This window comes from Roseofilum sp. Guam, assembly GCF_017746735.1.
GTDB lineage: Bacteria > Cyanobacteriota > Cyanobacteriia > Cyanobacteriales > Desertifilaceae > Roseofilum > Roseofilum reptotaenium.
The window spans coordinates 1-25,068 of the sequence record NZ_JAGHZN010000063.1 but is presented as its reverse complement, the minus strand read 5'-3'; the positions used below and the strand labels follow the sequence as shown (position 1 = coordinate 25,068).

Below are 25,068 nucleotides of genomic sequence, written 5' to 3'. Positions count from 1 at the left end.
CATCGTCTACTCTACTCTTCAGCTCTTTACCTTCCCTCTTATTCTAGCCCTCTTTCGGCAGAGTGACAAAAGAGGGATATTTACGAAAACTTTCCCGCCTCAAGTACCACGGTTCTTTCTAGTGGTCATTATGCACGATTAGTGTCCTATTATTTTCGCGACTATTTCTCTGCGACTTTGGGAATGATACTGACTGACGATTTTGCTCTGCTCGATCCGAGAGTGAATACTTTAGTCCTCTTTGATTCTAGGATCTTAGGGAATCTATCACCGGACATTGAGGTGCAAGAACTTGCTCTACCCCAGGGCGATCGCACCAGCAATGGGTCGCATTATCGCTTGCGGTATATTCAATGGCAACCGTCCCAGGAAGTCAAGGTCAGTAACCAGAGCCTGATTATAAAATAAAGTCAGACGCAAGGAATAAGGAGTCAGAAGTTGGTGATTGCGACTGAAAAATTAACGTTTGCCGAATATCTCCAGTATGACGATGGGACAAATACTCGCTATGAATTGGTTGAGGGGGAATTAATTGCGATGAGTTTAGGGACTGGGAAGCATGGAGCGATCGCTGAATTTATTAATGATTGCTTTAAGGCAGAAGTTTCCCGACAGGGACTTCCTTGGACATCTAAAGATATGAGAATTGGAGTTCGTTCTCCTCGTGGAGGAAGATGGGACACTTCACGCATTCCGGATGTAACGCTCTTACCCCTAGAACAGTGCGAAGATTTAGCTAACCGAGAAGTGGTGATTGAATTAGATGAATCTCCCCCTATTTTGGTTGTAGAAGTTGTCAGTCCTTCAACTCAAACAACTGACTATCGCCATAAACGCTCAGAATATGCAGTATTAGGAATTCAGGAATATTGGGTCGTCGATCCTATTGGAGAAAAGGTGACGATCTTAACCTTGGTTTCTGGCTTTTATGATGAAGCTGTATTTCAACGAGAAGAGGAGATTGAGTCCAGGGTTTTTCCTGAATTAAGGTTCACGGCTAATCAAATTTTATCAGCACGCTAAATGCCCTTAACCAAAACTGAGGTTACGCCAACGAGGACAAGTTAAGGCAGAGCGATCGCCTCCAGGAAATTTTAGGACGAAACAGAAGGCGATCTTTCCCCCTTCACCCGAAACTCTTTACAAAATTTCATATTAAGACAAGAGGCAAATATCCCCTACAATCTTTGCCTGACAATCACTTTAGAGAATTTTGATAACTGAGCAGCTCCGGAAAAATATGAATTTTTATTACAAAATTTCTAATTTTGCATAAAACCACCCCTCCAAAACCTGAGAACTCTATAGAAGCCTTCGTTGCTTCTGCTCAATTATCGATTGTGCATTGCCGAGGATGAACTCATGTCTTTAATCGACTGGTTTGACAAACCATCGTCCAAAACCACCCAACCCCAGAACTCTCACACCTTCATTCTCGAACCTATCCTTACCCCCAGTGGTATCGTGGATGGCTTCGACGAAACCCCCAATCCCCTTCCCCTAGAGGATATCGAGGTTCCAGAGGTAGACGCGCCAGAAGTCTCTGATGCATCAGAAGCTGAAGTCGAAGACACGCAATCGGATACTACTGCGGGGGACGAATCCCTCGCCCCTACAACGGATGGGGAAGAGTTGAAGACGGCTGAGGCGGATCTGATTCCAGACTCGGAAATTGAGGAGATTGAGTTTATTACCAACTTCCCTACCGCAGAAGACGTTGAAGAAGCCAATGTTCTTGATACTGAATCAGAAATTGACAGTTCCCAAGAGAGCGTAGTTGTGCAAGCTTTAAGCGATGTGCCTGATGCTGACTCAGGAGATCAAGAGGTTGTTGACCCTGAACTCACTGTCGATAAGGCCGATCCGAAAATTGAAGCGGGTGAAAATACGGGGGAGTCCCTTACCGTTGCAGATGAGGTCGTTGAAGCTGACGCAGACAATGAAGCGGCGATCGCCGACAACCTGGAGGAATCAGCTCCTACGGACTCGGAAGAGGCGATCGCCGACAACTCCGATGAAGCCTCAGACGAAAATGAAGAGAGCGAGCAACTCGCGCCAGTAGAACCGGTTACCCAAGAACAGTCGCCAGCGCCAACCGGCATCTTCACCGTCGGCGAAACCGGAAAGGTTGAAGTCGAATACCTCTTTGACGGGGGGAAATATCGGGGAGAAGTCGCCTTCTTTAGCTTAGACGGCATGGACGACCTAGAACCCGGTTCAGAAGCCTTCATCCAAGAAGCCGCCGCTCGCGCCTTGGGTATCGAAACCACCGAACCCACATCCGATGTAGGGGCAGATTTATCAACCGATTCGTCGATTGACCCAGATTTAGGTGAACCCGCCCCCACCGATAGCGATTTACCAGCCGAGAATGCCTCTAAATTGGGTCAAATCGTCATTTCTGACAAAACAGAAGGTGCGAAATTCGAGGGCACTCTAGGCGAAAAGAACTGGAATAAAGGGGAATTTGCTGGCGTGAAAACCGTGCAGATGCGCCCTGGCGATACCTTTGGCATCATGCTCGTTCCTAACAAGACCGTGCAACAAGTCTTTGACAATCCCAGTATCGGCGGTTCCGGTCGTCCCTTATTCTCCCTCTCCACCGCTAACCCTGATGGTGGCTTCCATGTCGGACAAATTGCCGATGTCACCGGAGATGGCAATACCTTCGTCATGGAAGATATCCGCGTCGATGGCAGCAGCGACTACGACTACAACGACATCATCTTCCGCATCAAAGGCGCAACCGGTGATGCGATCGATCTCGATGATGTCATTGATGCAGAGAACGACTGGCGCGAAACCGAACTGGGTCAAGAAATTCTCGACTATGTTTGGGATACTCTAGAACCCGAAGATGTAGTCGCCACCATCACCGATGACCTCGACACCGAACTGGTTCCCGAACTCGAAGATATTCTCAGCGAGCTGAAAGAAGAGTTAGCGGAAATTACCGAAAACCCCGATATCGTCAACGAAGAGCCACCGGCTGACGCACCCACCGAACAAGAGCAAGATGACCTCATTGCCGAACTCAACGCCGAACTCGAAGCAGCTTTTGCCGAGTTAACCGAAGATGAGTTTGCTGATGTTAACGCTCTTGCCGGTAAATTTGAATTCGACTCAGAAGACCAACCCCTCGTCGGAGTTATCGACACGGGATTTGCTGAAATCAATCCCGACATTGACGACAGTCGGATTACCCTGGGTAAAGACTACATCGACGGTGACGATAATCCCTTGTTAGCCGAAGGGGAAGGAGATGACCACGGGACAAAAGTCTTAGAAGTCATTGCGGCGACTCAAAACAACAACGTCGGTATTGACGGCGTTAATGATGATGCTCCCCTGTGGTTAGGACGTGCCGTTGGTTCTGGCAAATGGGCCGATTCTCTCGTAGAATTTGTTGATGCAGCCAAAGACTCTGAGCAACCCAACGCTGTCGTTAACCTCAGCTTTGATTTAACCCAAGAAAATCCCGATGGCTCCATTACCACCCGCACGGAATTTACCCAACCGGAAATTGATGCCCTCAAATATGCTCGCGATAACAATGTTTTGATTGTTGCCGCCGCCGGGAACCAAGGGGAAGCGGTGATGTCTGCCTTGGGACAAGCGTCTGAGGATTTCGACAACATTATCACCGTTGGTGCAGCCGATGAAGCCGCAGAACGGGCAGAGTATTCCAGCTACGGTCAAGGTTTGGATATTCTCGCCTACGGAGCGAGAGCTGACGATCCGACTACCCTGACGAGCGATCCTGAAGTAGATGTCTTTGCTGGCTTAACTGAAGAGGAGATTGAGTTAGTTCAGGTTCTGATGCAGCAGTCAGAAAATCCTGGTGTGGAGAATGCCAGCTCTGTGCCTGCGGTTGCTCCCGTGCCAGAGAATGGGACGGCTACAAATCCTACCGCTGTAGGGGCAAACGGCCGTTCGCCCCTACCTCCTGTTGTTTCTGTTCCAGAACCAGCTACAAACATTACGAGTAGCGAAACGACCATTCTGCCCTTATTGAGTGAGAACTTCAGTGCTGAGAATCTGGAAACAGGGGGCATTGCCACCCTTGACCCCATTCTGGAAAATACCGAAAACTCGGAAAATCGTCTTCTGTCTCCAGAGGAAGAAACTAAAGCTTTAGCTGCTACTCAAAAAATGTTGGCTCAAGTTTTGACTTCCCTGGAAGATGTGGATTACGGGGATACAGCATTGGGACAACCGGCTACTTTGGGAACCTCCATTGCCACAGCGAAAGTGACGGGTGCAGCATCGCAAGTTTGGGCAGCAAATCCGGATTTGAATGCGGCTCAAGTTAAGGCGATTCTTAAGGAAACGGCGATCGATTTGCATACACCCGGTTGGGATAGCGAAACTGGAGCGGGTTTGCTCAATTTGGGACTCGCAGTCCAAGCTGGATTGTTGACTCAAGGCAAGGCCTATACTTTTGAGGATACAGAGCTTCTCTCGACTCTTGAAACTCTGAATGGTTCGAGCTACGCTGGAGAACGCCCAGCCTTCTTCAAGAAAGCCTGGAATTGGGTTAAGAGGACTGTCAGCAAAGTCGTTGGCTTTGTCAAGAGGGTCATTGTTCCTGTTGTGAAGACTGTGGTTAGCGTTGTCAAGAAGGTGAGTGGCTTCATCGCCAAAGCAGTTCCCATTCTGCAAAAAGTGGGCAACTTTATCACTAAGACGCTGATTCCTAAATTCCTCTGCTTGCCCATTTTAGGCAAGATTGGTGTGGTTTTGGGCGGTATTGCTCTGGTTGGTGCGGCCATTGGTGGTGCAGTGTTGTGGTTCAAGAATAAGAATAAACAACCGACTCCTCCTACCGGCCCTGCTCCGATTCCCCAGCAAATTTTGGATTTGGAGGCAGCGTGGAAACTGCTGAGTCCTGCCCAACAAAACGACATCGGCCCGGCCCTGAAAAATGGGATCGATGCTAAGTTTACACCTCTGTTTGATGGCAGTGACCCAGATGGAATCATTGATTTACTACAAACCATTAGTGGTTTGACTCAAGATCAGCAAGACCAGCTTAGTGGTTACTTTCTCAAGGGTGCTTCAGGTGATGAGAGAACTTTCTTTGATGGCTCAGAGCCAGGAAATCCTTTTGTTCCGGCTACCGTTAAAGATGCTTGGAACAGCTTGACAACCGACCAGAAAAATGTACTGCAACCGGTGATGCTCAACGGGGTTAGGAGTTCCTATGGCCGTCCTCTGTTTGATGGTAGTGCGGAAGGTCAGCAAGTTATTAAAGCGCTGAATGTTCTGAGTAGCACGGCATTGAATGATACTCAGCGCAGTTTAATGGCGAGTTTCATGCTCAATCCAGGTGGTATTCCCACACAATACGAGCCTAAGTTCACGTGACTGACGACGCTGGCCCATCGAATTGCTGCGAAAGAATCGGAAATTCGGCAACTTCGGTGGACGATCCAGAGCTTAACAGCACAAACGAATCAGATCAATACGCAAGTCAATCATTATGAAGGCTTGCGACAACACTACCAAGGTCAAGCTAACTACTGGAATAGCCAAATCCGCACTAGGGGGATTACCGGTTATCAGAACATCAGGAACATGACACTTATTAACCAAGGTGGTCAGGCACGTCAAATGGTCATAAACCAGTTTTATCAAATCAGTAGGATATACGGCGGAGGATACGCTCTATGCTGGCTGATGTATGGCTCGATGCAGTACCCCATTTACGGATGGGTTTATAGCCCCCAAGCGGAAGCGAATCGTAATGTGACGCAACAAGCGGCGAATACGGCAGCCCAAATGCGGGATGCGGTTCAGCAGCAGGGACAGCCCCAAGTGGGGAATAACCAAGGGCAAATTGCTCTGTTGCAACAGCGTATTGCGACGGCGGGGCAGGAGTTGCAACAGTTGAGACAACAGCAAGCGTAAAAGATCCCCCCTAACCCCCCTTAAAAAAGGGGGGAATTAAGAAAGTCCCCCTTAAAAAGCAGGGGGTTTTCAAAGTCATTTTTTGCGAACGCTCAAAGTCTGATGGGGAGAGAATTTTATCCTTTTTTTCAAAAGTTGACATTTAATAATAGGATAAAAACCCCCTATCCCCCTATCTCCCTATCCCCCCATCCCCCCACCTTGTCCTTTTTAAGGCGAGAATGAAAACCCCCTGCTTAAAAAGGGGGATTTAGGGGGATCGAGAGGTACTCCATAGCCACTCAAAGATAAAGTTTTATTACAAAATAGGAGATTTTGCATAAAAATGACCTGAAAAAACTGAGATTCCTATAGAGGCGTGTCTGGCTTCTGCTCAACTTTGTTGTAAGTCAGTTGAGACACTGTTCTAACTTTTTCACCGTTCACATCTACCCTTGAGAGGAATAACGATCATGTCTATCTTACAAAATTGCCTCAAAGCTTTCTCGTTTGTTGGAGTTATCTCTATCTTCAATATTGCTGCTCCAGTTTGGGCAGCTAATTATCTTCAGTTTGGCAATGACAAGTTATCAATTGGTGAACTCGAAGACTTTGCCCAAACTGGAAATCTAAATGATCTGTCTCCAGAGGTGAATGACTTTCTGGAGTTTGTTTACGGTTTATCTAAGGATAAAGATGTTGCGTACTTAGAGTCAGGTTATGAATTGGGATTCGAGTATTTTCTGAATGAGATTCACGACAAGCTCAATCAGTCAATTGATACCGAACTCTCTATGACTCTTAATCCAGCAGAACTGCAAGATTTTATTAGAACTGGAAAATCTGAGGATTTGCCCCCAGACATGGAGCAGCAACTGCGTGATTTTTATGATGCTTATAAGCATGAAGAATTTGAATCAAAAGATTTAATTGAAGAGCTACAATTCAACGATTTTGTCGAGGATATGTATGAGCAATTAAATCGTCCAATTGATGTGGAACCCCACTTACCTCTAGATCGAGCAGAAGATCAATTATTAGACTTGCTCTTTAATCTTATGGGTGTTTCCGAGAGTGAGTCGCAGACTGCATTGAATCTAATGGCAGAAAATGCCCAAGGGGAAACCCTAATCCATTTTCTCAGAGATTTACCTGGTGAGACGATAACGAGAGATAATTTTTTGCAAAATCTCCAGAATTATACGTCTCCTATTGCCCAATCACTCGATAAGATTCTTTACCTCAATTCTACTCGTGGATATGGCACAGGTAATTTTGGGAGTTTTCGCCAACCGATCGCTAATGCTCTTGACAATTATAAAGGGGGTACGGTATTTGATGTTGATTTTGTGCAAACGCATGTATCCGGGAATTTAGCATCCTGGCTCAATTCCAAACCCCTTGGATATTACGATCAAATCTGGTTTGACAGTACTATTTATTCTACTTCTTTGCTCAACCAAGATGATTTATTGGCACTGAATACTTGGGCTGTAAATAAGCAACCTGAATTCATTCTAGACAGTGCTTTTTTCTTTCGTAATAGAATCTCCAATAGTTTGACTGCTTCAGCTAGTGCTGCAACGGTGAACCAAGCTTTAGCTCTACAAAATGCAGGGGGAGGTATTTTCATTGGTACAGACCATAATCAGTTTGCCTATACTGCCAATCAAATCTTGAGTAATTTTGGTTTTGATGGATTCTTTACCGGTGCTTATCATATTACTCCCAATGCATCTTTTGTTGGCGATCTACTCCTCGATCCAGAGCCAGTTAGTTCTGATTTATTTACGAATAATTTACAAGGTTTATCCACATCATATGTTCCAGTAGGAACTCATGTTCTCAATGAAAATGGTGGGAATCGCACCATTGAAATTTACGAGCAACTCTACTCCTATAGTCCAGGAAAAGTTGTTCATATTGGGGCAAGTTTTAGAACGGATATAGAATCTGTGCCCGAACCTGGTACTGTGGGGAGTTTGATCATCATCGGTGTTGTTGGCTTAGGTCAAATTGTCTCTCGCAAACGGAAAGGAGCCTAGTTGAATTAGGGGCGATTGAATAGTAGAAATTACCCCCAAGCCTTTCCTCTCTTTTCTATAATTCCTAAAATTCCCATAAATTACCCTCATGTTTAACTTCTCGAAAAACATATCGTACACTTGCCGTCTGGCGACTCTGGAAGATGTGGCAGAAATTGCGCCATTATGGGCTAAGTTTGCCCATGAACGAGAAATGGCAGATCCAGCTTTATCGATTAAGTCTGACTTTAACTTCCAGGCTTATATCGTGCAACAGCTCAAACGTCCCCTGAGTTATGGATGGGTATTGGAAGATACTCAGAATGCTCCCTCAATTGTGGGCTGTTTGTTGGTTTACTGTTATGATGAAGCACCGCCACCGGATTTACCCCTAGAATGGCAATCTGAACATAAACTGAATAATCCGTTTAAGCCACGGCGTGTGGGTTCGGTTTTGGGACTCTACATTGAGCCGGAATGCCGCAATCCTCAGACAATTCAATTGCTGACTGATGCAGCACTTGATAAGGCTTATGAGATGAAGGTGAGCCATTTGGATATCCTGGTTTCTGCCCAACAGACGGGGATGCAGGCGTTTTTGAATCGCTCCGGGTTTACGAAGGCGGCTGTGCAATATACGAGAGAGTTGGCGATTATTGATGAGGGTGAGTTGCCCAGTTTATATCCCCCCCATCCAGAGTTAAAAATTACAGAAAATAGTGGCGATCATTCCATTCCTCTCTACGATCCTCGGACTCAGGAGTTGGTGCGAAATCCTGATGGGGAACCCGTATTTTTAACAGTTCTTTGTGATGATAAGGGCATACCATTGAAAACATTGGAGGGTTTGCCAATTTATGCAAACCCGGTTCGCCATCCCCAGACTCAAGACTGGGTATTCGATCGCCAAGGCAATTTACTGGTTTGTCCTGTGGTTAAAGATGACACGGGTCAAGTGCTGGAATTACAAGGAATTCCACAATTTTATCCTCCTGATTATGAACGGGTGAATGGAGAATTGTGCTTGAAACAAGATGAACAAGGTAATTATGTCTTCTGTGATGTGGAGAGAGATAGGGAGGGCACAATTGTACTTTCTCCTGATGGTTTTCCCCTCTTTAAGCCAGCGAAAGTGATTTCTATGGCAGTGAATTAACTTATGTAGGGGTGAAAATTTTTTCGCCCCTACAGACTCTGCTATAGCGCTAAAATGGGGTCAAGTTTTCCTTGGGCATCAAGGTCGTAAATACCGCTACAGTCGCCCACATACTTGTCGTCAACAAAGATTTGAGGGAGTGATCGCGGGCCGCCCGTGCGCTTTACCATTTCATCTCGTGCATCTTCGTCTCCATCGATACAATGCTCAATATAGTCAACACCTTTACGGTTTAACAGCGCTTTGGCTCGCAGACAAAAGGGGCAGGTACTCCAAGTGTAAATTTCAACGTTTGCCATAAGGGTTGTAGTTCTCCAACGATCCAATTCCTTTACAATTCTATACAAAATTGGCGATCGCCCCAGGTAATATCAACTCTTTAGATGTTTGCGACAGATGATTGACACGGGGACTCGGAGACACGGGGACACGGGGATTGATGTGTAGCGTGATTTTTGGGATTTGACATAACGATTGCCGGAAGCACCCAAAACAAGATACGATGCTCCTTTGAGCTTATGAATATTGCTTAGTCTGAGGATTACTTCATCAGTGCGAAAGATAGTTTTAGCAGGTAACTGGAAAATGCACAAAACCCAGGCCGAGAGCCTAGAGTTTGTGCAAACATTTCTCTCTCAATTGGAACAAACCCCCGCACAACGAACCGTCGTTTTGTGCGCTCCCTTTACAGATCTAGGGATTCTGGCAGAAAAATTAAGGGACACTCGTGTCGATCTGGGCGCTCAGAATATTCACTGGGAAGACCAGGGTGCTTATACCGGTGAAATTTCGGGACCCATGCTGACGGAGATCGGAATACAGTATGTGGTCATTGGTCACAGCGAACGCCGGGAGTATTTTGGCGAAACGGATAAAACGGTTAATGCACGTCTGAAAGCGGCTCAGAAACATGGGCTAATCCCCATTCTCTGTGTGGGAGAAACAGAAGCACAACGAGCGAATGGGGAAACAGAATCTCATATTAGTTCCCAATTGGATCTCGATTTAATTGGGATCGATCAAAGTCAATTGGTGATTGCCTATGAGCCAATTTGGGCAATTGGAACCGGAAAAACTTGTGATTCTAAGGAAGCCAACCGGGTAATTGGTTTGATTCGTTCTCAGCTCTCGAATCAGGATGTGCCGATTCAATATGGAGGTTCAGTTAAACCAGAAAATATTGATGAGATTATGGCCCAAACGGAAATTGATGGTGTTCTTGTTGGTGGTGCAAGTCTGGATGCAAAAGGGTTTGCCCGGATTGTCAATTACCAGTAATTCCATGGGTGAATTGCTGATGGCGTAGGGGTTGGTTGGCCAAGCCCCTAATACCATTTTCCTCTAAGCCTGCCATTCATCAGTCCTTGGGAGGCAAGGGGCACTTAGCCCCTTGTTAAGCGTCGCTTTATAAAAAATGCTATAAAACGTTAGGTTGGCTCAGGACAAAAAGATTATGGCTTGGATCGTGCGGGGACGCTCCTTTGATTGGGGGATGAAAACCTACATTATGGGAGTGTTGAATGTTACGCCAGATAGTTTTAGTGATGGAGGGCAGTTTAATCGTTTAGAAACGGCGATCGCCCACAGCCAATATTTAGTCGATCATGGAGTAGATGTGGTCGATATTGGTGGACAATCCACCCGCCCCGGTAGTCCTCAAATTTCCCTCGATGAGGAGTTGAATCGGGTGATTCCGGTCATTGAAAGCTTGCGAAATTTACCGGAACCCTATGGCACGATTCCTATTTCTATTGATACGACGCGCTCCGAAGTTGCTAAGGCTGCGGTAGAGGCAGGTGCAGACTGGGTGAATGATATTTCAGGTGGAGATTTCGATAGCCAAATGTTGGCGACAGTCGCTCAACTGGGAGTCCCAATCATCTTAATGCATATGCGGGGGACTCCAGAAACGATGCAACAGTTGACCAACTATGAAGATTTAATGGGCGAAATTGTTGGGGTTTTAGGGGAGAAAATTCAGAAGGCTTTCAAGGCGGGAATCAAAGATATAATTATCGATCCGGGGATTGGCTTCGCCAAAACTTACGACCAAAATGTACAGATTTTGCGCCAGATTCCCAGACTGCGAGAACTGGGTTATCCAGTGTTAATTGGTGCATCTCGCAAGAGTTTTATCGGTCATATTTTAAACGAATCTGACCCGAAAAAACGGATTTGGGGTACAGCCGCCGCTTGTTGTGCAGCCATTTCTGGAGGTGCCGATATGGTAAGAGTCCACGATCTGCCGCAGATGGTAGAGGTGTGTCGAGTTGCGGATGCGATTTATCGAGGTTCAATTAACAATTAACAATTTGGATATAATGTGGCAGTTTCCTTTGGTGGTACAATGAAGCGGGTTCAATGGCGATTAATATAAAAAACGGATTTTTCCAGAAAGAAGATAGATGGCTACCTATCAAGAGATTTGCCACCAAGTTCAGACTCTAACCCCAGATGAATAACTTCGCTTGCTAGGAGAGTTAGCTGGAACGGTACGTCAGCGTATGCTTATCCAACGTAAGCGTAACATTATGGACTTAGAAGGATTGGGGAAAGATATTTGGCATGGACTTGATGCCCAAGAGTATGTAGATCTCGAACGTGCCTCATAGAATGGTTGATACAACTCCAAGGTCAAGTGGTTGGCTTAGATACAGCACTTCTAATATACTTCATTAAACAAAATGAAGCCTATTTGGAGTTGGTTCGTGCTTTTTTCATGCTATGAGTCAAGGTGAGTTTCAATTCGTCACATCTACGTTAACTTTAACAGAAGTTTTAGTCCATCCACTACGGCTAGGTAATAGGGAACTGGCTCAACAGTATCGCGAGATTATTCTTAATCAAGAGCATCTGATTACGGTGCCTGTTTCACCTGAAAATGCTGAATTGGCTGCCCAATTAAGAGCCACAAAAAACTTACGCACTCCAGATGCAATTTAGATCGCATCTGCTCTGCAAAGAAATTCTACTTTTTTCTTAAGCAATGATGTACGTCTAGCGAATGTTCCAGGATTAGAGGGTTTGGTTTTATAGCAGAGAAAGGGAGAGTTAGGACATTTTCTCTTGCTAGAGTGCCTATTGCCTATTGCCTTAAACCATAACCTCACTGTCCTAATCAACTCTTTCATTGCTATAGATACCCTCAATACAGTTTGAACCTGACTCATCTTTACGCTATAGCAAATCCAGTATAGGGTCGAATCGAGGGTTCTTTAAATCCTAAAACAATCTTATCTTTGGGAATTCCAGCCTCCATTAAATCGAGGGCAATACCGTATTCTGTCCCATCGAGTTGAATCCAAGCTTTACCATTAATAATCTGAATATCCATCAAACATCCATGCATACGAGAACCATTCTTTTTCCAGCCATCAGACATGACAACATAATGCTCTTGAGTCGTATCAAATACGGTTTTATTCTGAAGTTCTAAGATGTCAGGATTAGCAGATTGACGAGTCGTAAATTCTGATAATAAAGTTTTGATAATAGTGCGGTATTGCTCTAGCTCGTCCATGATACAATTACCTCCTGCTCTGAGTTAAAAACAAGTAACTTAAAATGTAAGCACTGATGGACTAATGCTGTATTCTATTCCTTCAGGGTTGTCAATGTGTTGAGAAGCTTGCAGGATCTCGATACCGACAACATTACCCTGCTCGTCAAAATCTAGGATAATACCGGGTGTTTCTTCGTCGCTTTCGGCAATGACTACTTCTTTGAGAGTGATTCGCAGTACATCAACTTGGCGATCGTATTTAACTTTCATGGGTTCCTCCAATATTTTTGAATTTTACTGGTGCGATAAACGGTAACTACAAGCAAGGGGTTGACAGTAATGTTAATAAAAACTCTTAGCAAGTACAGTTTACCCGTACCAAAGTCAAGTTGAGATTGATAAATTTCGATCGCTTCACTTTGTTTTAGGGTTTGTTGGGGACTAGCTAATACCGCTTCTATCAAAGCTATAGGAATATTCCGTTTTCGGATCTCGTCTAAAGCATGATTAGAAAATTGGAAATCCATTACTCAAATTGTTGCCACTCAATGACAGCACTTTACGCTAGGGAATAAGCTGGTAGCGCGTCTAAGTTAAAGTGTAATCGATCTAACTGGGTAAGGGAATGTCATCGCCACATTCGTAGGCAGTTTCGATCCAGGCAGTTTTGGCATCTTGGATATTGGCAATGGCTTCTTCTAGGGTATCGCCTTGGGAAATACATCCGGGTAAATTGGCGATCGCCACCGTATACCCTCCCTCTACTTCTGGGTATAGTGTAATGGGATAGCTTAAATTGAGATAGTCTTGCAAGGTTTGCGGCTTAATCTCGATCTTCATTATTCCATTCTAAACTTACACGATCGCTTAAGTTAAAATATAGCTGTATTCTCAAGTCTCGGAAGTCATGACTTCAACTCAATATCAACTCTCCCTCAACTTTGAGCAAGTTTTAACCTTGGTCAAACAACTACCCGAACCGGAAAAACTACAATTAAGTCAAGAACTGGCTAAAGAATTGTTAGACAGTAAATTAACTGCCCTTTTAGAGTCCTTCCAAACGGATGAACTATCCCTAGATACCATTACTCAAGAAGTTGAAGCGGTAAGAAGTGAAATTTATGCTCAACAATCCGCCAGTTAAAGTGATTATCGATACTAATCTTTGGATTAGTTTCCTGATTGGCAAGGAATTAGGCAATCTGAAAGAACTAATCGTCAGCCAGAGCATTCAAGTGGTCTTGTGCGAGCAAATCAAAGAAGAAATTAATCGGGTGACCCAAAAACCAAAACTGCAAAAATACTTTTCAGTGGAGAAAGTCCAAGAACTCCTAGAATTTTTAGACATTATTGGTTTATCTATAGAAATTGTCTCAGAGGTTTCTGTTTGTCGGGATGCCAAAGATAATTTTTTGTTAGCCTTAGCTCAAGATAGTCAAGCTAATTTCTTGATTACAGGGGATGCAGATTTATTAACTTTAGGGGCGTTTGCCGGTACAAAAATTATAACTTACCAAGATTTTGTACAGCAAATGAATCCATAAGGTTACATACAATAGAGTCCCGCTCTGGGAATGGAGAAGGATTATGGAAGCAAATATAGCGTATCGCAAAGCGGAAGAGCGGATAGCAGCAGCACAGCAGGAAGAGTCAACCAAGCTGGATTTGAGTAATCTGGGGTTGACTGAAGTGCCAGAGACGATCGCTCAACTGACCCATTTGCAGAGGCTTGACCTCGATAACAACCAACTGAGTGACCTGCCAGAGGCGATCGCTCAACTGACCCATTTGCAGGAGCTTACCCTCAATAATAACCAACTGAGTGACCTGCCAGAGGCGATCTCTCAACTGAGGAATTTGCAGGGGCTTGACCTCCAGTACAACCAAAATCTCCGATAGAGAACAGCAGCAAATCCAAATCTGCCGCATTGTAGACGACCGAGGCCAACTGGCCAAAGCGGAAGGCTTGTTTTATCAACTGATCGTGCGCTTGCACAAATACTCCCTAGGACGCGATAACTACGCAGATAGCGTTCACTGGCAGCGCGGATTAATTCTCGACAATGATTACAACGGTCGCGCCTTCCTGGAACAGATTAACACCAATGTTCGCATCACCGTCCGCGCCGCTTATCCCGAATTTTTCCTCCATCGACTCACCCACGAGGTTAAATGGCTCGTGGAATACTTTTGGGAAGGCTTGCGCTGCGAGATTATGGTTCCCTGCATCGAACCCTGCGGCAAGAATGAACCGGGTTTAGGACAATTTGAAGTGGAAAAGCTGATTGCCAGTAAAGCAAAAGGACGCTCCGAATACCCCTGTAATGTTTCTGGTTGCGATGAATGGCAAAACATCGATTTACTCATGCACAATACCACCACAGCCCAAACCTCACCCGAACTCACTTTGAGCAAACTGTTGGAGAATCAGGCCGCACTGCACCAAGAACTCCTTCAAGTGAAACAACTTAGTCAACAAACACTCAGCAATGATCAGCGTCTGTTGAGTCGCTTAGACGAGCAATTTACCCAATTCATCCAGATGTTTAACGACGAAGCCAGAGAAGGGCCTCGTTTGTTCAGTCTGGAACAGGTGGAAACTGGCTTTTTAGACCGCCCAAAAGCCATCTCCATTAAAGTGAAACTCACGCTCTGGTGCGAGCATTCGCGCCAACCTCTCCCCGAAATCAACGCCGAATCCTCCAATAACCCCAAAGACCAACAAAAAGGCGTGTATTTCCTCGATTTACCTCGCGAATGGTTTGCCAAAGCAACTCCTTACCTCACTGCCGTAACTCGTACTATCAGCTTAATCGCTCCCATCGTCTCCTCTACCGGTAAATTGTTAATTGACGATATGGCCTTTAGCCAGATAGCTCAGGACTGGGATCTCACCCAAAAAAGCATCGATACGGCTACAAAAGACGGATATACACCTCTAGACTCGGCCAGCACAGATGATGCTCCCAACCTCGAACGGGGAACAGCCATTGAAGCCTTGGGCCCCATCCTGCGACAGTTTCATGCTTTCCTGAAAGAGAAAGACCCCACATTTGGCGGTTTAATCCGAGTGCAAGACTGGCAACAAAAGTATCATTGGGTTCACGAGAAGTATGTAGATGAGTATTAACGTTCAGTGGACATTGATCCAACGGACTGAAGATGGAAATTAATCCTTGCTTTGAATACAAGCTGTTTCGGCTTCTTCCAAAGCTTCGCTGCTTCCCACTTGCCAAGAGCGCTTAATGGCAGTGGGAATAATTTCTGTGAGGTGGATCTAGGGAAACAGGGGGCTGGTTTTGGACGCTGTATAGTGCCCATTTTCTTGCAGCAGATAGAGGGTGAGATGTTAACCATCGTACACCCAGAGTTCTGGAACGGCGATCGCCTCATACGCCGCTAAGGGAGTCCGAGAGGTAATATCGATTTCAATAGCTAAGTCAGGAGGAGGATCGCCAATTTGCAGTCGATGGCGATTAATGATACGCTCATAATTCTGAATATAAAAGCAAGCATCCGGCTCAACTCCTGCGATTCCTTCCTGTTTAAATGTGGTCGATCCGAACGATTCAAAGCGCCTGCCTGCTTTGCGGAGTAAGGCTTTTACCAGATCGGCAATCAGTTCTTTGGGTCGTTCGTGTTCCGGTAGAGGAACCATAATCTCTAATGTCCTCTGACTATAGATTAATCTGGCACTGCGATGTTCGCCCCATTCGTGTAAAATTTGTTCAAACTCCTGCCAACTGACTCCAGGAATAGTTACCATACTTCCAGGAGCAATCTTAATTTGATGGATAGGTTGAGTAAAGGCAACAGTTGCAGTCAATGCGATCGCCCCTTGAGTTGAAACTGAACATCGATCCAAATCGTTTGGCTCTCAACTATACTATAACGTTGACCGATAAAATGGTTGTCATGGCGACCCCAGGGAAGCTATCTCTCAAACAAGGTTCATGATAGTTGATCGATGAAGGGACTGAAAAAATTGCCTCCTCTGGGCAACGTAATTAAAATTCTAGGCATCAATCTGGTTTTGATGTTCCTCTTGCTAGAGGGAGTGTGTTTAGGCTTTTATGCAGCTCAACATCAGCAACTCTATTATGGGCGATCGCCGGATAATTCAGACAACCCAGAAGACAATCCCATCAACCTCGATCAACAAGGGATTCGCTTAGAAGAGAATATCAGCGAAATTTTACATCCCTTTTTGGGCTATATTGCTAAACCCGGTACAGGCTTTGGAGGATTTGAATTTCAGTCTGTTTTTAATGCCAACAATTATGGTTTAGTTTCTCAACTGAATTATCCCTACATTCGGCAAAATCCAAATCAGGTGCTGGTAGGCATTTTTGGCGGCTCCGTTGCCACATTCTATTACATGAATGAAATTGAAAATCCTACCCTTGCCCGAACCCTGAACAATTTACCCGAATTTGCCAATAAGGAAATTGTCCTCTTAAACTTTTCCCAAGGGGGATATAAGCAACCACAACAACTCCTGGCGCTGAATTACTTTTTATCCCAAGGGCAAGAGCTGGATCTAGCCATCAACATTGATGGGTTTAATGAAGTCGCGATCGCCAACAATAATATCGAGAAAGAAATCGCACCCTCCATGCCGAGCGCTCTGCAAGTCATGCCCCTAGTTCAGTTAGCCCATAATAACCTCTCTACAGAACAAATGAAAATCATGCTAGAGGTGATTGGAATTAAGGACAAACTCAAAAATAGCTTGCAAGGGCAACAAGATTGTGTGTTAGCGTTATGCTACTTCTGGGAACAGATACGCTCAACTGTTTTAATCCAGAACTATTACGATCGCCTAGAAGACTTTGACGATAAACGTAAAAAATCTGCCACTCTAGATGAATCGTTAATTTATCTCCAACCCTGGGAAAGCCAAGGCACGGAAAGCGATTACGAAAGCATGGCCCAGATTTGGATACAGTCTTCTTTAGCTATGTCTTCCGTTCTTCAAGCCCGAAATATTCCTTATTTTCATATTCTACAGCCCAATCAATATTATCCCACAGAGCGCCAGTTTAGTGCTGAAGAACAACAGCAATTTTCACCAGAGAATAATACCCGTAATCCTTATTTTGATGGCGTACAATTGGGTTATCCCTATCTCCTCCAAGCCAGTCAAGAGTTATTAGATAATGGGATCTATTTCTTTAGTGGAGTAGCGGCTTTTGATCAAGAGCCAAATACGGTTTATATTGATACCTGTTGCCATTATAATCAAACCGGAAGAAATATTTTTGCCAATTTTGTAGCCAGTCAAATTGCGCTTACCCTCAGTCCACCAAATCTTCAGTAATCATGCTTAAGTTTGAGCCAAAATGGATTAAAGTCATCTTAATTAATATTGGCAGTGTTTTGCTGTCCTTAGAACTGCTTTCTTTAGGGTTTTATGGACTGAAAATGCAGCAACTATTTTATACTCGCTCCCCAGCATCAAAACAAATCTATGGGGCACTTAATGAAACGGGAAATACGGGAGTCAATTTAGATGAAAGTTTACTGTTGAGATTACATCCTTATTTTGGCTATACTGATTTTAAGCCAGAAGAGCCGACCATTAATAATTATCAATTTGGTTCCCTAAGGGATTATCCTGTGATGAAACAGAGCGATCTCCAGTACATCATTGGCATTTTTGGCGGATCGGTGGCGCTGGCGATCGCCAATACGGAAGCGCAGTATCAAATTATTACCAATACCTTCCAGCAACTCCCTCAATTTGCTGACAAAGAAATCATCGTCTTAAATTTTGCCCAAGGAGGCTATAAACAACCCCAGCAACTCTTAGTCTTTAACTATTTCTTATCCCTGGGGCAACGCTTCGATATGGTGATTAATATTGATGGCTTTAATGAAGTCGCTTTATCGAGCCTTAATTATCCCGAAAATGTTCATTTATCCCTACCCAATGCTTCCTTGATGAAAGCATTAGTTAATCTGGGAAACCATCAATTCTCTGCCAAAGATCTAGAAATAGCAATTAAAAACCGTGAATATAATGCTACCCTTCGCAAAATCCAAAATCGACAAAATTCTTGTTGGTTTGCCCTCTGTTATATTAGCCAACAGTTCCATTATCAACTGCTACGTCGAGACTATCAACAGTTTTTAAGCCAACAGGAACAGAAGACATCAGAAACCGTTGTCTTAGCTCCTACCTCTAATGCCTTTAGCCTATTTTATCTCAATCCTCCCGATCCAGATACTACGGCTAAAACCCTCTATCCTAAAATTGCCCAAACCTGGGTCAATAGCTCGATTTTAATGGATCAAACCCTAACCAGTCAAAATGGACTATACTTCCATTTCTTACAACCGAATCAATATTATCCCACCCAACGCCAGTTTACTCCTGAAGAACAAAAACAAGCAATTAATCCCGAACAAATTTATGCCCAAGGAGTGCAACAAGGTTACCCCGTATTAATGGCAGCTCTTACCCAACTACAAAACAATCAGGTGAATATTTTTAATGCAGCAACGGTTTTTGATGCTGAATCTCAACCTGTATATAGCGATGATTGCTGCCATTATAATCTTCTCGGTAATCAGATTTTTTCCCAATTTATCGCTAACCGTATTGTAGAAACCTTGCAAGCAGAGGAAAGCTCTACAACAGCTCAAACCAAATCAAAGAACTTAGCGATAAATAACCCATAGAAGACAAAAAATAATAATCCTTCCCATTGGGTAATGTGTTTATCTTGGGTAACCGTATAAAATAAAAGCGTTCCGGCAGCAAAAAAAGGTAATCCAATAATCAGTAAATCGTGGTTAATTTCTAATTCCGCAATTAATCCTGGAATACCCATCACCACTAACGAATTAAAAATATTAGAGCCAACTACATTTCCTAATGCCATTTCTGCATTGCCTTTACGGGCAGCATTTAAACTGACGATTAATTCAGGTAACGAAGTCCCTAATGCTACGGCACTGACGGCGATAATATGTTTGCCTATGTTTAAAGCTTCCGAGATTTGGGTAACGGATTCAATGGTGAAAACTGCACCAAAATATAACCCAAAACAACTGGTGACTAAAACCAGAGCTTCTTTAATAGGAAAGGTTTGAGGATTAGGGTTGTCCGCATCTTCTTCCGTACGATGGCTGAGGGTATAGAAGAGGTAAACGATATATCCAAGGATGCAAAAAATGGCTTCACCATGGGAGAATTGCTCATTAATGACAGCGAGGATGAGCAGTAGGGCAGAGCCTAACAGTAGGGGTAAGTCAACTTTGGTTAAGTCGTATTCTAGGATTAAGCCTTTACTAAAAACGGCAGCTACGCCAACAATGAGAAAAATATTGGCAATGTTTGATCCTAAGACATTACCGAAGACAATTTCTGAGGAGTTATCGAAAACGGCAACGAGAGAAGAGAGGAGTTCTGGTAGAGAAGTACCAACAGATAATAATAATACTCCTACAATAAAGGAAGGTAATCGGAAAAATAAGCCTAAAACTTCGGCTGAGTCGGTAAAAAAGTCAGAGGATTTAATTAACGCGGCTAAACTAATAATAAAAACCAGAGACCACAGCAAAATTACAGATGTCATAGAGTGAAGAATTCAACAAAGAAAAGTGAGGAACCCTCCGGATCGGGGTTAATAATGATCCAATCCGGCTGATGATTGGGACAAATTTTAATAATATTTCAATAATACTTTAAAATAGTCTTAATGAATAAGAAGAAGGATGGGCTATCTGATGATACACAACATCCTTCGCAATCCGGGTCTTCTATGGCAGTCTAAGCCTCATCGTAGGGTTCCATATCTAACAAATAGAGATAGGGTTGAACAATATCTACCATTTCTGGACGCTGGAAGGCGATCGCCCGCAATAGATGCCAGTCCCTTAACCCCTCAAAGGCATTACTATATTCATCTTTCTCCAAACGGGTCGCAAGCAGGGTAACATCTTCTGAAGTCATCTTAGAAATTGCCTGCTTGGAGATGGTGATCATTGCCATAGTTGAGCCTCCCATTGCACCGTCTGTGTATCAACCCTATCTTATCCCATTTAGATCTCAGATTGAATCCCATCAGATTGCACTATGGTTCACGTTTAGGCTAAGTTCCGGCCATCGTCTCCTGAGACTGTTCTTCTGAGATTTCTGCTAAGAGGTTCTCACCCTTCAGCATCCGTTGAGCCGCTTCTAACAGAGCTTCCTCTAAGTACGGCTTCGTGAAATATCCCTTCGCTCCCAAGGAAGCAGCATGTTGTTGATACTTAGACGCACCCCGTGAGGTGAGCATTGCCATGGGAATTTCCTTGAGAATATCATCACCCTGGAGACGCTCCAACAACTCCAAACCATTCAGTTTCGGCATCTCAATATCACAGAAAATCATGTCACAAGGTAGACCTGCTCGTAATTTCTCCCAAGCATCTAAACCATTCCGAGCCTGTTCTACCCGATATCCAGACTTCACAAATGTCATCGATAACAGCTCGCGTACTGTAATTGAATCATCGACAATTAATACCGTCGGCTCAGACTTGTCAATGGGTTCGGGTTCTGGGGGAACCACTTCTTCCCACATGCGAGAATCTCGTCGAGAACGACCCATGGATAGATCGATTAACTCTAGCACATCGGCGATCGGCATAATCCGACCATCCCCCAGTACCGTCGCTCCCGCGACACCCACCGGTTTAGGAATGGGCCCCTCTAACTGCTTGATTACAATTTCCTGCTCTCCTAAAACCTGATCCACTTGAAGCGCCAAATACTGACCTGCACTGCGCAAAATCACAATCGAGATAATGTCATCGTCCGCCGAACCTCCAAACACCCGTCCTCGGCCAATTGTCCGGTTATACTGCAACAATTCTGCTAGGGGTCGGAACGGTAGTTCAGTATCCCGCCATTTAATGCAATGGACACCGTCCTTATTGGCGTAAACCCGATCCTTCGGCACATCTAACATATCTTCCACCCCATCCATCGGGAAGGCAACCCTTGCATGGTTACTAATACAACAGAGTGCTTTAGAAATACTCAAGGTTAACGGCAGACGAATGGTAAAGGTTGTCCCTTGTCCTTCTGTTGAATCTGTTGTGATCACCCCGCGAATTTCTCGCAGCGCCACTCGCACCACATCCATCCCCACACCTCGACCCGCAAAATTATCTGCCTTATCTTTGGTACTGAACCCAGGATGGAAGAGCAAATCATAGATATCTAAGCGGGACATTGATTCTGCTTCTTTGGGTGTAATCAAACCTTTTTCCAGAGCTTTAGACTTCACCCGCTCCGTATTAATCCCTGCGCCATCATCAGAAACTGAAATCACCGTTTGGTTCCCTTGGTGGAAGGCTCTAACGGTAATTTTGCCCACCCCTGGTTTACCTAATTTCTTACGCTTCTCGGGGGTTTCAATCCCGTGGGTCATGGCATTATTGATCAGGTGAGTCATCGGATCGAATAACTGCTCCTGAATCATTTTGTCGATTAACGTATCTTTTCCTTCAATATGAATTTCTGCCTGCTTATTCAAACCTGTAGCAATGCGGCGTACTGCTCCGGGTAGACGGTCCGCCGTTTGTGCAAAGGGAACCATTCGCGTGCGCGTTAACCCTTCTTGTAATTGGGTGGTGACCTGGCGGAATTGACGAGTGACTTGATCGTTTTCTTCAACGATAAACTCGATGTCGGAGGAAGATTCCCGTACTCGGACAATCAGCTCAATGGTTTCTTGGGAAAGGGTATGGAAGGGAGTGAAGCGATCCATTTCAATGTGATCCCAACCATCGTTTTGATTGGAATCTCCTGAGCCATTGCCAGGGGAGAAAGCAGAACGATGGCCATGGCGAGAACTGAGTAAGGCGGATTCTAGAAGACTTCGCTCGTAGAGATCTCGCATTTTACCCCCCACATCGCTCAGTTGCTGTACCAAATACAGTAAGTTATCTAGACATTGGCGCAGTCGTTCTTGGTTCTGCTCTAGACTATTACGGTTAACGACCAATTCCCCAACTAAGTTACTGAGATTATCGAGTTGTTTGATAGGAACCCGCATATTCTGCTCAACTCGTTTCGCTGCTTTCGGCGATCGCGCCGTTGTCGCATTAGCCGTTGGTGGCCCCCCTAATGCCTGATCTGCATCCGCTAACAAATCTTCTAGATCATCAAATTCCCCTTCAGTCGTTTCCAGAGTTTCCGCAGGTGTACCACTGACCTCTTGTCGTAGAGATGGACTTGGTAAAGTCACTGGCTCATCTAAAAATGTCTCTAATTGGGTAAAGATTTCGATATTTTCACGCTGCTTCTGGTCTTCTCCCAAAAAAGCTTCTAACTCTTGCCACTGTCGAGAAGATGAATCTAGAGGATTTAAATCATCACCAAAATCCAAACTCTCCAATGTCTCATCCGTCGAGCCTAAATCTTCCTCAAATAACGTTAGTTCATTAAGATCCTCAAGACTTTCCTCATCTCCTAACATCTCTGGTTCATCTGAAAACAGAGTAGACAAGTCATCCGGTGCATTCTCCTCTATCTCTAAGGAAAAATCTAAACCATCCAGACCTTCAGAGGGTTCTTCAATCACTGTTTCATCGAGATCTAAACCAGCATCTTCTGTGAAATCGGATGATAAGTCTAGTGGATCTGGATTTAATGGTTCTCCCAATCCAAAATCATCTATTTCTTGAATCAATGTATTTTGACTCGGGTCTTCATCACTATCAATCATTAAACCCAAATCTAGATCCATCCCTTCACTGATTGAATCTGATGGAGCCTCCAGACTCAACCCATTTAAATCCGAATCCTCGCCCAAGTCTAGATCCATTTCTTCACTAATAGTATCTGACTCTTGAGCCTCTAGACTCAACCCATCTAAATCTAAATCCTCACCCAAGTCTAGATCCATTTCTTCACTAATTGAAATTGAATCCGATTCTTGAACCTCTAGACTCAACCCATCTAGATCTTCACCCAAGTCTAGATCCATTTCTTCACTGATTGAATCCGATTCTTGAGCCTCTACTAAATCTAAACCCTCGCCCAAATCCAGATCCATTTCTTCACTAATTGAATCCGATTCTTGAGCCTCTAGACTCAACCCATCTAAATCTAAATCTAAATCCTCACCCAAGTCTAGATCCATTTCTTCACTAATAGTATCTGACTCTTGAGCCTCCAGACTTAACCCTTCTAAATCTAAATCCTCACCTAAATCTAGATCCATTTCTTCACTAATAGTATCTGACTCTTGAGCTTCCAGACTTAACCCTTCTAAATCCGAATCCTCACCCAAGTCTAGATCCATCCCTTCACTGATTGAATCTGATACTTGAGTCTCTAAACTTAATGCATCTAAATCCGAATCCTCGCCCAAATCTAGATCCATACCTTCATTGATGGCATCTGACTCTTGAGTCTCTAAACTTAATGCATCTAAATCCGAATCCTCACCTAAATCTAGATCTACTTCTTCACTAATAGCATCTGATTCCTGAGCCTCTAGATTCAATCCATCTAGCTCTGAAGAGTCTTCCAAATTCAGATCGATGTCTTCTCTGGCTGTAGATTCCAAATCTATGGACTCTAAATTTTCATTAACCAATTCCTCAGTTAATTCATGATTCTCTTCTAGTAAACTTTGATTATCAGATTCCTCTTGAGATTCAGATTGACTCGTTTCTGAAGCCAGTTCCGAGGAACACCTAGAATCCTCTTCGTCTCGAACTCTCCCATCGAGATTATGAGAAATACTAGATTTTGAGGGAGGATCTAAAGCTATTGGCTCTGATGTAAAGAAGTCATCCGAATCTATTGATGGGGAATATGACGGTGCTGATAAATTAGAATCCGATACATTAAAGAAGTCATCCACACTGGTATCTGACCTAGATGAATCTTCTTCAAGCCTAGATGTTTCCGTACCCATCATTAAATCAAAGTCATCACTATCTTGTGGGATGGAAATATCTTCTTCTTCTTGATTTTCAAGTTCTGGAATCATTTCAGAAGAAGACTCAAATGTATCTAATTCTTCTGATTCTTCTGAAACCAACTCATTGGATTGATCTGTATCCAATACATCTAATTCATCCAACTCTTCCGTAGGCGAGAAGTCTTCTAAGGATTCGTTTTCCTCTAGAACCTCTAACTCTACCAATTCGCTGCTGTCTGAATCTTCCGTAAGGGGTAAGTCTTCTAAGGATTCATTTGCATCCAACTCGTCCAAAGCTAGAGATTCAGCACTCTCCTCTAAACCAAATATATCTTCTTCTTCACTACTGCTTTCGTCTAAATCTTCTGTCAGAGATAAGTCTTCTAGAGATTCAGCACTCTCATCTAAACCAAATATATCTTCTTCTTCACTACTGCTTTCATCTAAATCTTCTGTCAGGGATAAGTCTTCTAGGGATTCATTGGCACCCAACTCGTCCAAAGCTAGAGATTCGACATTCTCATCTAAACCAAATATATCTTCTTCTGCACTACTGCTTTCGTCTAA

General features: G+C 44.1%; 22 protein-coding genes and 2 pseudogenes. 15 read left to right on the top strand and 9 right to left on the bottom strand.

Translation table 11 applies throughout. The features are described 5' to 3' along the window. The first annotated feature begins 141 nt into the window (after positions 1-141). The 6 genes from J7529_RS21350 (at position 142) to J7529_RS21325 (ending at position 9,069) form a co-directional block, all read left to right on the top strand. On the top strand, positions 142-408 hold the full coding sequence (locus tag J7529_RS21350; RefSeq protein ID WP_318730641.1) for a hypothetical protein: 267 nt from the start codon (positions 142-144) through the stop codon (positions 406-408). Between the two features lie 30 nt (positions 409-438). Continuing rightward, positions 439-1,023, top strand: coding sequence for a Uma2 family endonuclease (locus J7529_RS21345; RefSeq protein ID WP_413038953.1), 585 nt, complete (start codon positions 439-441; stop codon positions 1,021-1,023). 339 nt (positions 1,024-1,362) lie between these two features. Continuing rightward, positions 1,363-5,367, top strand: coding sequence for a S8 family serine peptidase (locus tag J7529_RS21340; protein WP_318730640.1), 4,005 nt, complete (start codon positions 1,363-1,365; stop codon positions 5,365-5,367). 210 nt (positions 5,368-5,577) lie between these two features. Continuing rightward, complete coding sequence (locus J7529_RS21335; protein ID WP_318730639.1) at positions 5,578-5,910, top strand: hypothetical protein; 333 nt, start codon at positions 5,578-5,580, stop codon at positions 5,908-5,910. A gap of 452 nt (positions 5,911-6,362) precedes the next feature. Further along, a complete protein-coding gene (locus J7529_RS21330; protein WP_318730638.1) occupies positions 6,363-7,934 on the top strand; it encodes a hypothetical protein in 1,572 nt (523 codons plus the stop codon). An 88-nt stretch (positions 7,935-8,022) separates the two neighbouring features. Continuing rightward, positions 8,023-9,069 (top strand): hypothetical protein, encoded by a 1,047-nt coding sequence (locus J7529_RS21325; RefSeq protein WP_318730637.1) that lies wholly within the window; start codon positions 8,023-8,025, stop codon positions 9,067-9,069. A 41-nt stretch (positions 9,070-9,110) separates the two neighbouring features. Here the strand turns inward: J7529_RS21325 and grxC are convergent, their stop codons facing one another. Then, positions 9,111-9,368: a glutaredoxin 3 gene (gene grxC, locus J7529_RS21320; protein ID WP_318730636.1), complete on the bottom strand. Its 258-nt coding sequence runs from the start codon at positions 9,366-9,368 to the stop codon at positions 9,111-9,113. 253 nt (positions 9,369-9,621) lie between these two features. Here grxC and tpiA point away from each other — a divergent pair, with 253 nt between their 5' ends. From tpiA to J7529_RS24840, 3 genes and pseudogenes are all read left to right on the top strand, one after another. Beyond that, positions 9,622-10,347, top strand: a complete 726-nt coding sequence (gene tpiA, locus J7529_RS21315) for a triose-phosphate isomerase (protein ID WP_318730635.1) — start codon at positions 9,622-9,624, stop codon at positions 10,345-10,347. A 175-nt stretch (positions 10,348-10,522) separates the two neighbouring features. Further along, complete coding sequence (folP, locus tag J7529_RS21310; protein ID WP_318730634.1) at positions 10,523-11,377, top strand: dihydropteroate synthase; 855 nt, start codon at positions 10,523-10,525, stop codon at positions 11,375-11,377. Positions 11,378-11,677: 300 nt separating this feature from the next. Further along, a pseudogene (locus J7529_RS24840) lies at positions 11,678-12,105 on the top strand (type II toxin-antitoxin system VapC family toxin). 136 nt (positions 12,106-12,241) lie between these two features. Here the strand turns inward: J7529_RS24840 and J7529_RS21300 are convergent. The 4 genes from J7529_RS21300 to J7529_RS21285 all read right to left on the bottom strand — a co-directional run bounded on the left by J7529_RS21300 (position 12,242) and on the right by J7529_RS21285 (position 13,411). Further along, positions 12,242-12,589, bottom strand: a complete 348-nt coding sequence (locus tag J7529_RS21300; RefSeq protein WP_318730632.1) for a XisI protein — start codon at positions 12,587-12,589, stop codon at positions 12,242-12,244. A 39-nt stretch (positions 12,590-12,628) separates the two neighbouring features. Then, on the bottom strand, positions 12,629-12,841 hold the full coding sequence (locus J7529_RS21295; protein WP_318730631.1) for a DUF2283 domain-containing protein: 213 nt from the start codon (positions 12,839-12,841) through the stop codon (positions 12,629-12,631). Continuing rightward, positions 12,838-13,098: a DUF4258 domain-containing protein gene (locus tag J7529_RS21290; RefSeq protein ID WP_318730630.1), complete on the bottom strand. Its 261-nt coding sequence runs from the start codon at positions 13,096-13,098 to the stop codon at positions 12,838-12,840. Before J7529_RS21290 ends, J7529_RS21295 begins: the two co-directional genes overlap by 4 nt. An 82-nt stretch (positions 13,099-13,180) precedes the next feature. Beyond that, complete coding sequence (locus J7529_RS21285) at positions 13,181-13,411, bottom strand: type II toxin-antitoxin system HicB family antitoxin (protein WP_318730629.1); 231 nt, start codon at positions 13,409-13,411, stop codon at positions 13,181-13,183. A 67-nt stretch (positions 13,412-13,478) separates the two neighbouring features. On the opposite strand from J7529_RS21285, the gene vap15 reads away from it, so the two are divergent. From vap15 to J7529_RS21265, 4 genes are read left to right on the top strand one after another with little or no spacing between them, the layout of a single operon-like run. After that, on the top strand, positions 13,479-13,715 hold the full coding sequence (gene vap15, locus J7529_RS21280) for a type II toxin-antitoxin system VapB15 family antitoxin (protein WP_318730628.1): 237 nt from the start codon (positions 13,479-13,481) through the stop codon (positions 13,713-13,715). Then, positions 13,693-14,115, top strand: a complete 423-nt coding sequence (locus J7529_RS21275) for a putative toxin-antitoxin system toxin component, PIN family (protein WP_318730627.1) — start codon at positions 13,693-13,695, stop codon at positions 14,113-14,115. Before vap15 ends, J7529_RS21275 begins: the two co-directional genes overlap by 23 nt. A gap of 43 nt (positions 14,116-14,158) precedes the next feature. Beyond that, positions 14,159-14,470 carry a leucine-rich repeat domain-containing protein gene (locus J7529_RS21270; protein WP_318730626.1) on the top strand — a complete coding sequence of 104 codons (312 nt, stop codon included), beginning with the start codon at positions 14,159-14,161 and terminating at the stop codon, positions 14,468-14,470. Further along, a complete protein-coding gene (locus J7529_RS21265) occupies positions 14,439-15,701 on the top strand; it encodes a hypothetical protein (RefSeq protein ID WP_318730625.1) in 1,263 nt (420 codons plus the stop codon). Before J7529_RS21270 ends, J7529_RS21265 begins: the two co-directional genes overlap by 32 nt. Before the next feature lie 39 nt (positions 15,702-15,740). On the opposite strand, the pseudogene J7529_RS21260 reads toward J7529_RS21265, so the two are convergent. Further along, positions 15,741-16,397 (bottom strand): annotated as a pseudogene (locus J7529_RS21260) (Uma2 family endonuclease). Positions 16,398-16,538: 141 nt separating this feature from the next. Between J7529_RS21260 and J7529_RS21255 the strand changes: the two are divergent. Together J7529_RS21255 and J7529_RS21250 are read left to right on the top strand one after the other, a co-directional pair. Then, the gene (locus tag J7529_RS21255) at positions 16,539-17,891 is read left to right on the top strand and encodes a hypothetical protein (protein ID WP_318730623.1); all 1,353 of its coding nucleotides are present in this window, start codon (positions 16,539-16,541) and stop codon (positions 17,889-17,891) included. 2 nt (positions 17,892-17,893) lie between these two features. After that, entirely contained in the window at positions 17,894-19,255 is a 1,362-nt protein-coding gene (locus J7529_RS21250) for a hypothetical protein (protein ID WP_318730622.1), read from the top strand. On the opposite strand, the gene J7529_RS21245 is transcribed toward J7529_RS21250, so the two are convergent. The 3 genes from J7529_RS21245 to J7529_RS21235 all read right to left on the bottom strand — a co-directional run. Further along, entirely contained in the window at positions 19,216-20,154 is a 939-nt protein-coding gene (locus J7529_RS21245; protein ID WP_318730621.1) for a calcium/sodium antiporter, read from the bottom strand. The two genes, J7529_RS21250 and J7529_RS21245, sit on opposite strands and share 40 nt — an antisense overlap. 194 nt (positions 20,155-20,348) lie before the next feature. After that, positions 20,349-20,570, bottom strand: coding sequence for a DUF2555 domain-containing protein (locus J7529_RS21240; protein WP_271936279.1), 222 nt, complete (start codon positions 20,568-20,570; stop codon positions 20,349-20,351). Between the two features lie 100 nt (positions 20,571-20,670). Beyond that, on the bottom strand, positions 20,671-25,068 hold a 4,398-nt coding region (locus J7529_RS21235; protein ID WP_318730620.1), incomplete at its 5' end, for a response regulator.

What these genes read in the sequence shown, in the direction of transcription:
- J7529_RS21340 (WP_318730640.1), top strand. Translation starts at nt 1,363, where the DNA reads ATGTCTTTAATCGACTGGTTTGACAAACCATCGTCCAAAACCACCCAA.
- J7529_RS21335 (WP_318730639.1), top strand. Translation starts at nt 5,578, where the DNA reads ATGACACTTATTAACCAAGGTGGTCAGGCACGTCAAATGGTCATAAAC.
- J7529_RS21330 (WP_318730638.1), top strand. Translation starts at nt 6,363, where the DNA reads ATGTCTATCTTACAAAATTGCCTCAAAGCTTTCTCGTTTGTTGGAGTT.
- J7529_RS21325 (WP_318730637.1), top strand. Translation starts at nt 8,023, where the DNA reads ATGTTTAACTTCTCGAAAAACATATCGTACACTTGCCGTCTGGCGACT.
- grxC (WP_318730636.1), bottom strand. Translation starts at nt 9,368, where the DNA reads ATGGCAAACGTTGAAATTTACACTTGGAGTACCTGCCCCTTTTGTCTG.
- folP (WP_318730634.1), top strand. Translation starts at nt 10,523, where the DNA reads ATGGCTTGGATCGTGCGGGGACGCTCCTTTGATTGGGGGATGAAAACC.
- J7529_RS21300 (WP_318730632.1), bottom strand. Translation starts at nt 12,589, where the DNA reads ATGGACGAGCTAGAGCAATACCGCACTATTATCAAAACTTTATTATCA.
- J7529_RS21295 (WP_318730631.1), bottom strand. Translation starts at nt 12,841, where the DNA reads ATGAAAGTTAAATACGATCGCCAAGTTGATGTACTGCGAATCACTCTC.
- J7529_RS21290 (WP_318730630.1), bottom strand. Translation starts at nt 13,098, where the DNA reads ATGGATTTCCAATTTTCTAATCATGCTTTAGACGAGATCCGAAAACGG.
- J7529_RS21285 (WP_318730629.1), bottom strand. Translation starts at nt 13,411, where the DNA reads ATGAAGATCGAGATTAAGCCGCAAACCTTGCAAGACTATCTCAATTTA.
- vap15 (WP_318730628.1), top strand. Translation starts at nt 13,479, where the DNA reads ATGACTTCAACTCAATATCAACTCTCCCTCAACTTTGAGCAAGTTTTA.
- J7529_RS21275 (WP_318730627.1), top strand. Translation starts at nt 13,693, where the DNA reads ATGCTCAACAATCCGCCAGTTAAAGTGATTATCGATACTAATCTTTGG.
- J7529_RS21270 (WP_318730626.1), top strand. Translation starts at nt 14,159, where the DNA reads ATGGAAGCAAATATAGCGTATCGCAAAGCGGAAGAGCGGATAGCAGCA.
- J7529_RS21255 (WP_318730623.1), top strand. Translation starts at nt 16,539, where the DNA reads ATGAAGGGACTGAAAAAATTGCCTCCTCTGGGCAACGTAATTAAAATT.
- J7529_RS21250 (WP_318730622.1), top strand. Translation starts at nt 17,894, where the DNA reads ATGCTTAAGTTTGAGCCAAAATGGATTAAAGTCATCTTAATTAATATT.
- J7529_RS21245 (WP_318730621.1), bottom strand. Translation starts at nt 20,154, where the DNA reads ATGACATCTGTAATTTTGCTGTGGTCTCTGGTTTTTATTATTAGTTTA.
- J7529_RS21240 (WP_271936279.1), bottom strand. Translation starts at nt 20,570, where the DNA reads ATGGCAATGATCACCATCTCCAAGCAGGCAATTTCTAAGATGACTTCA.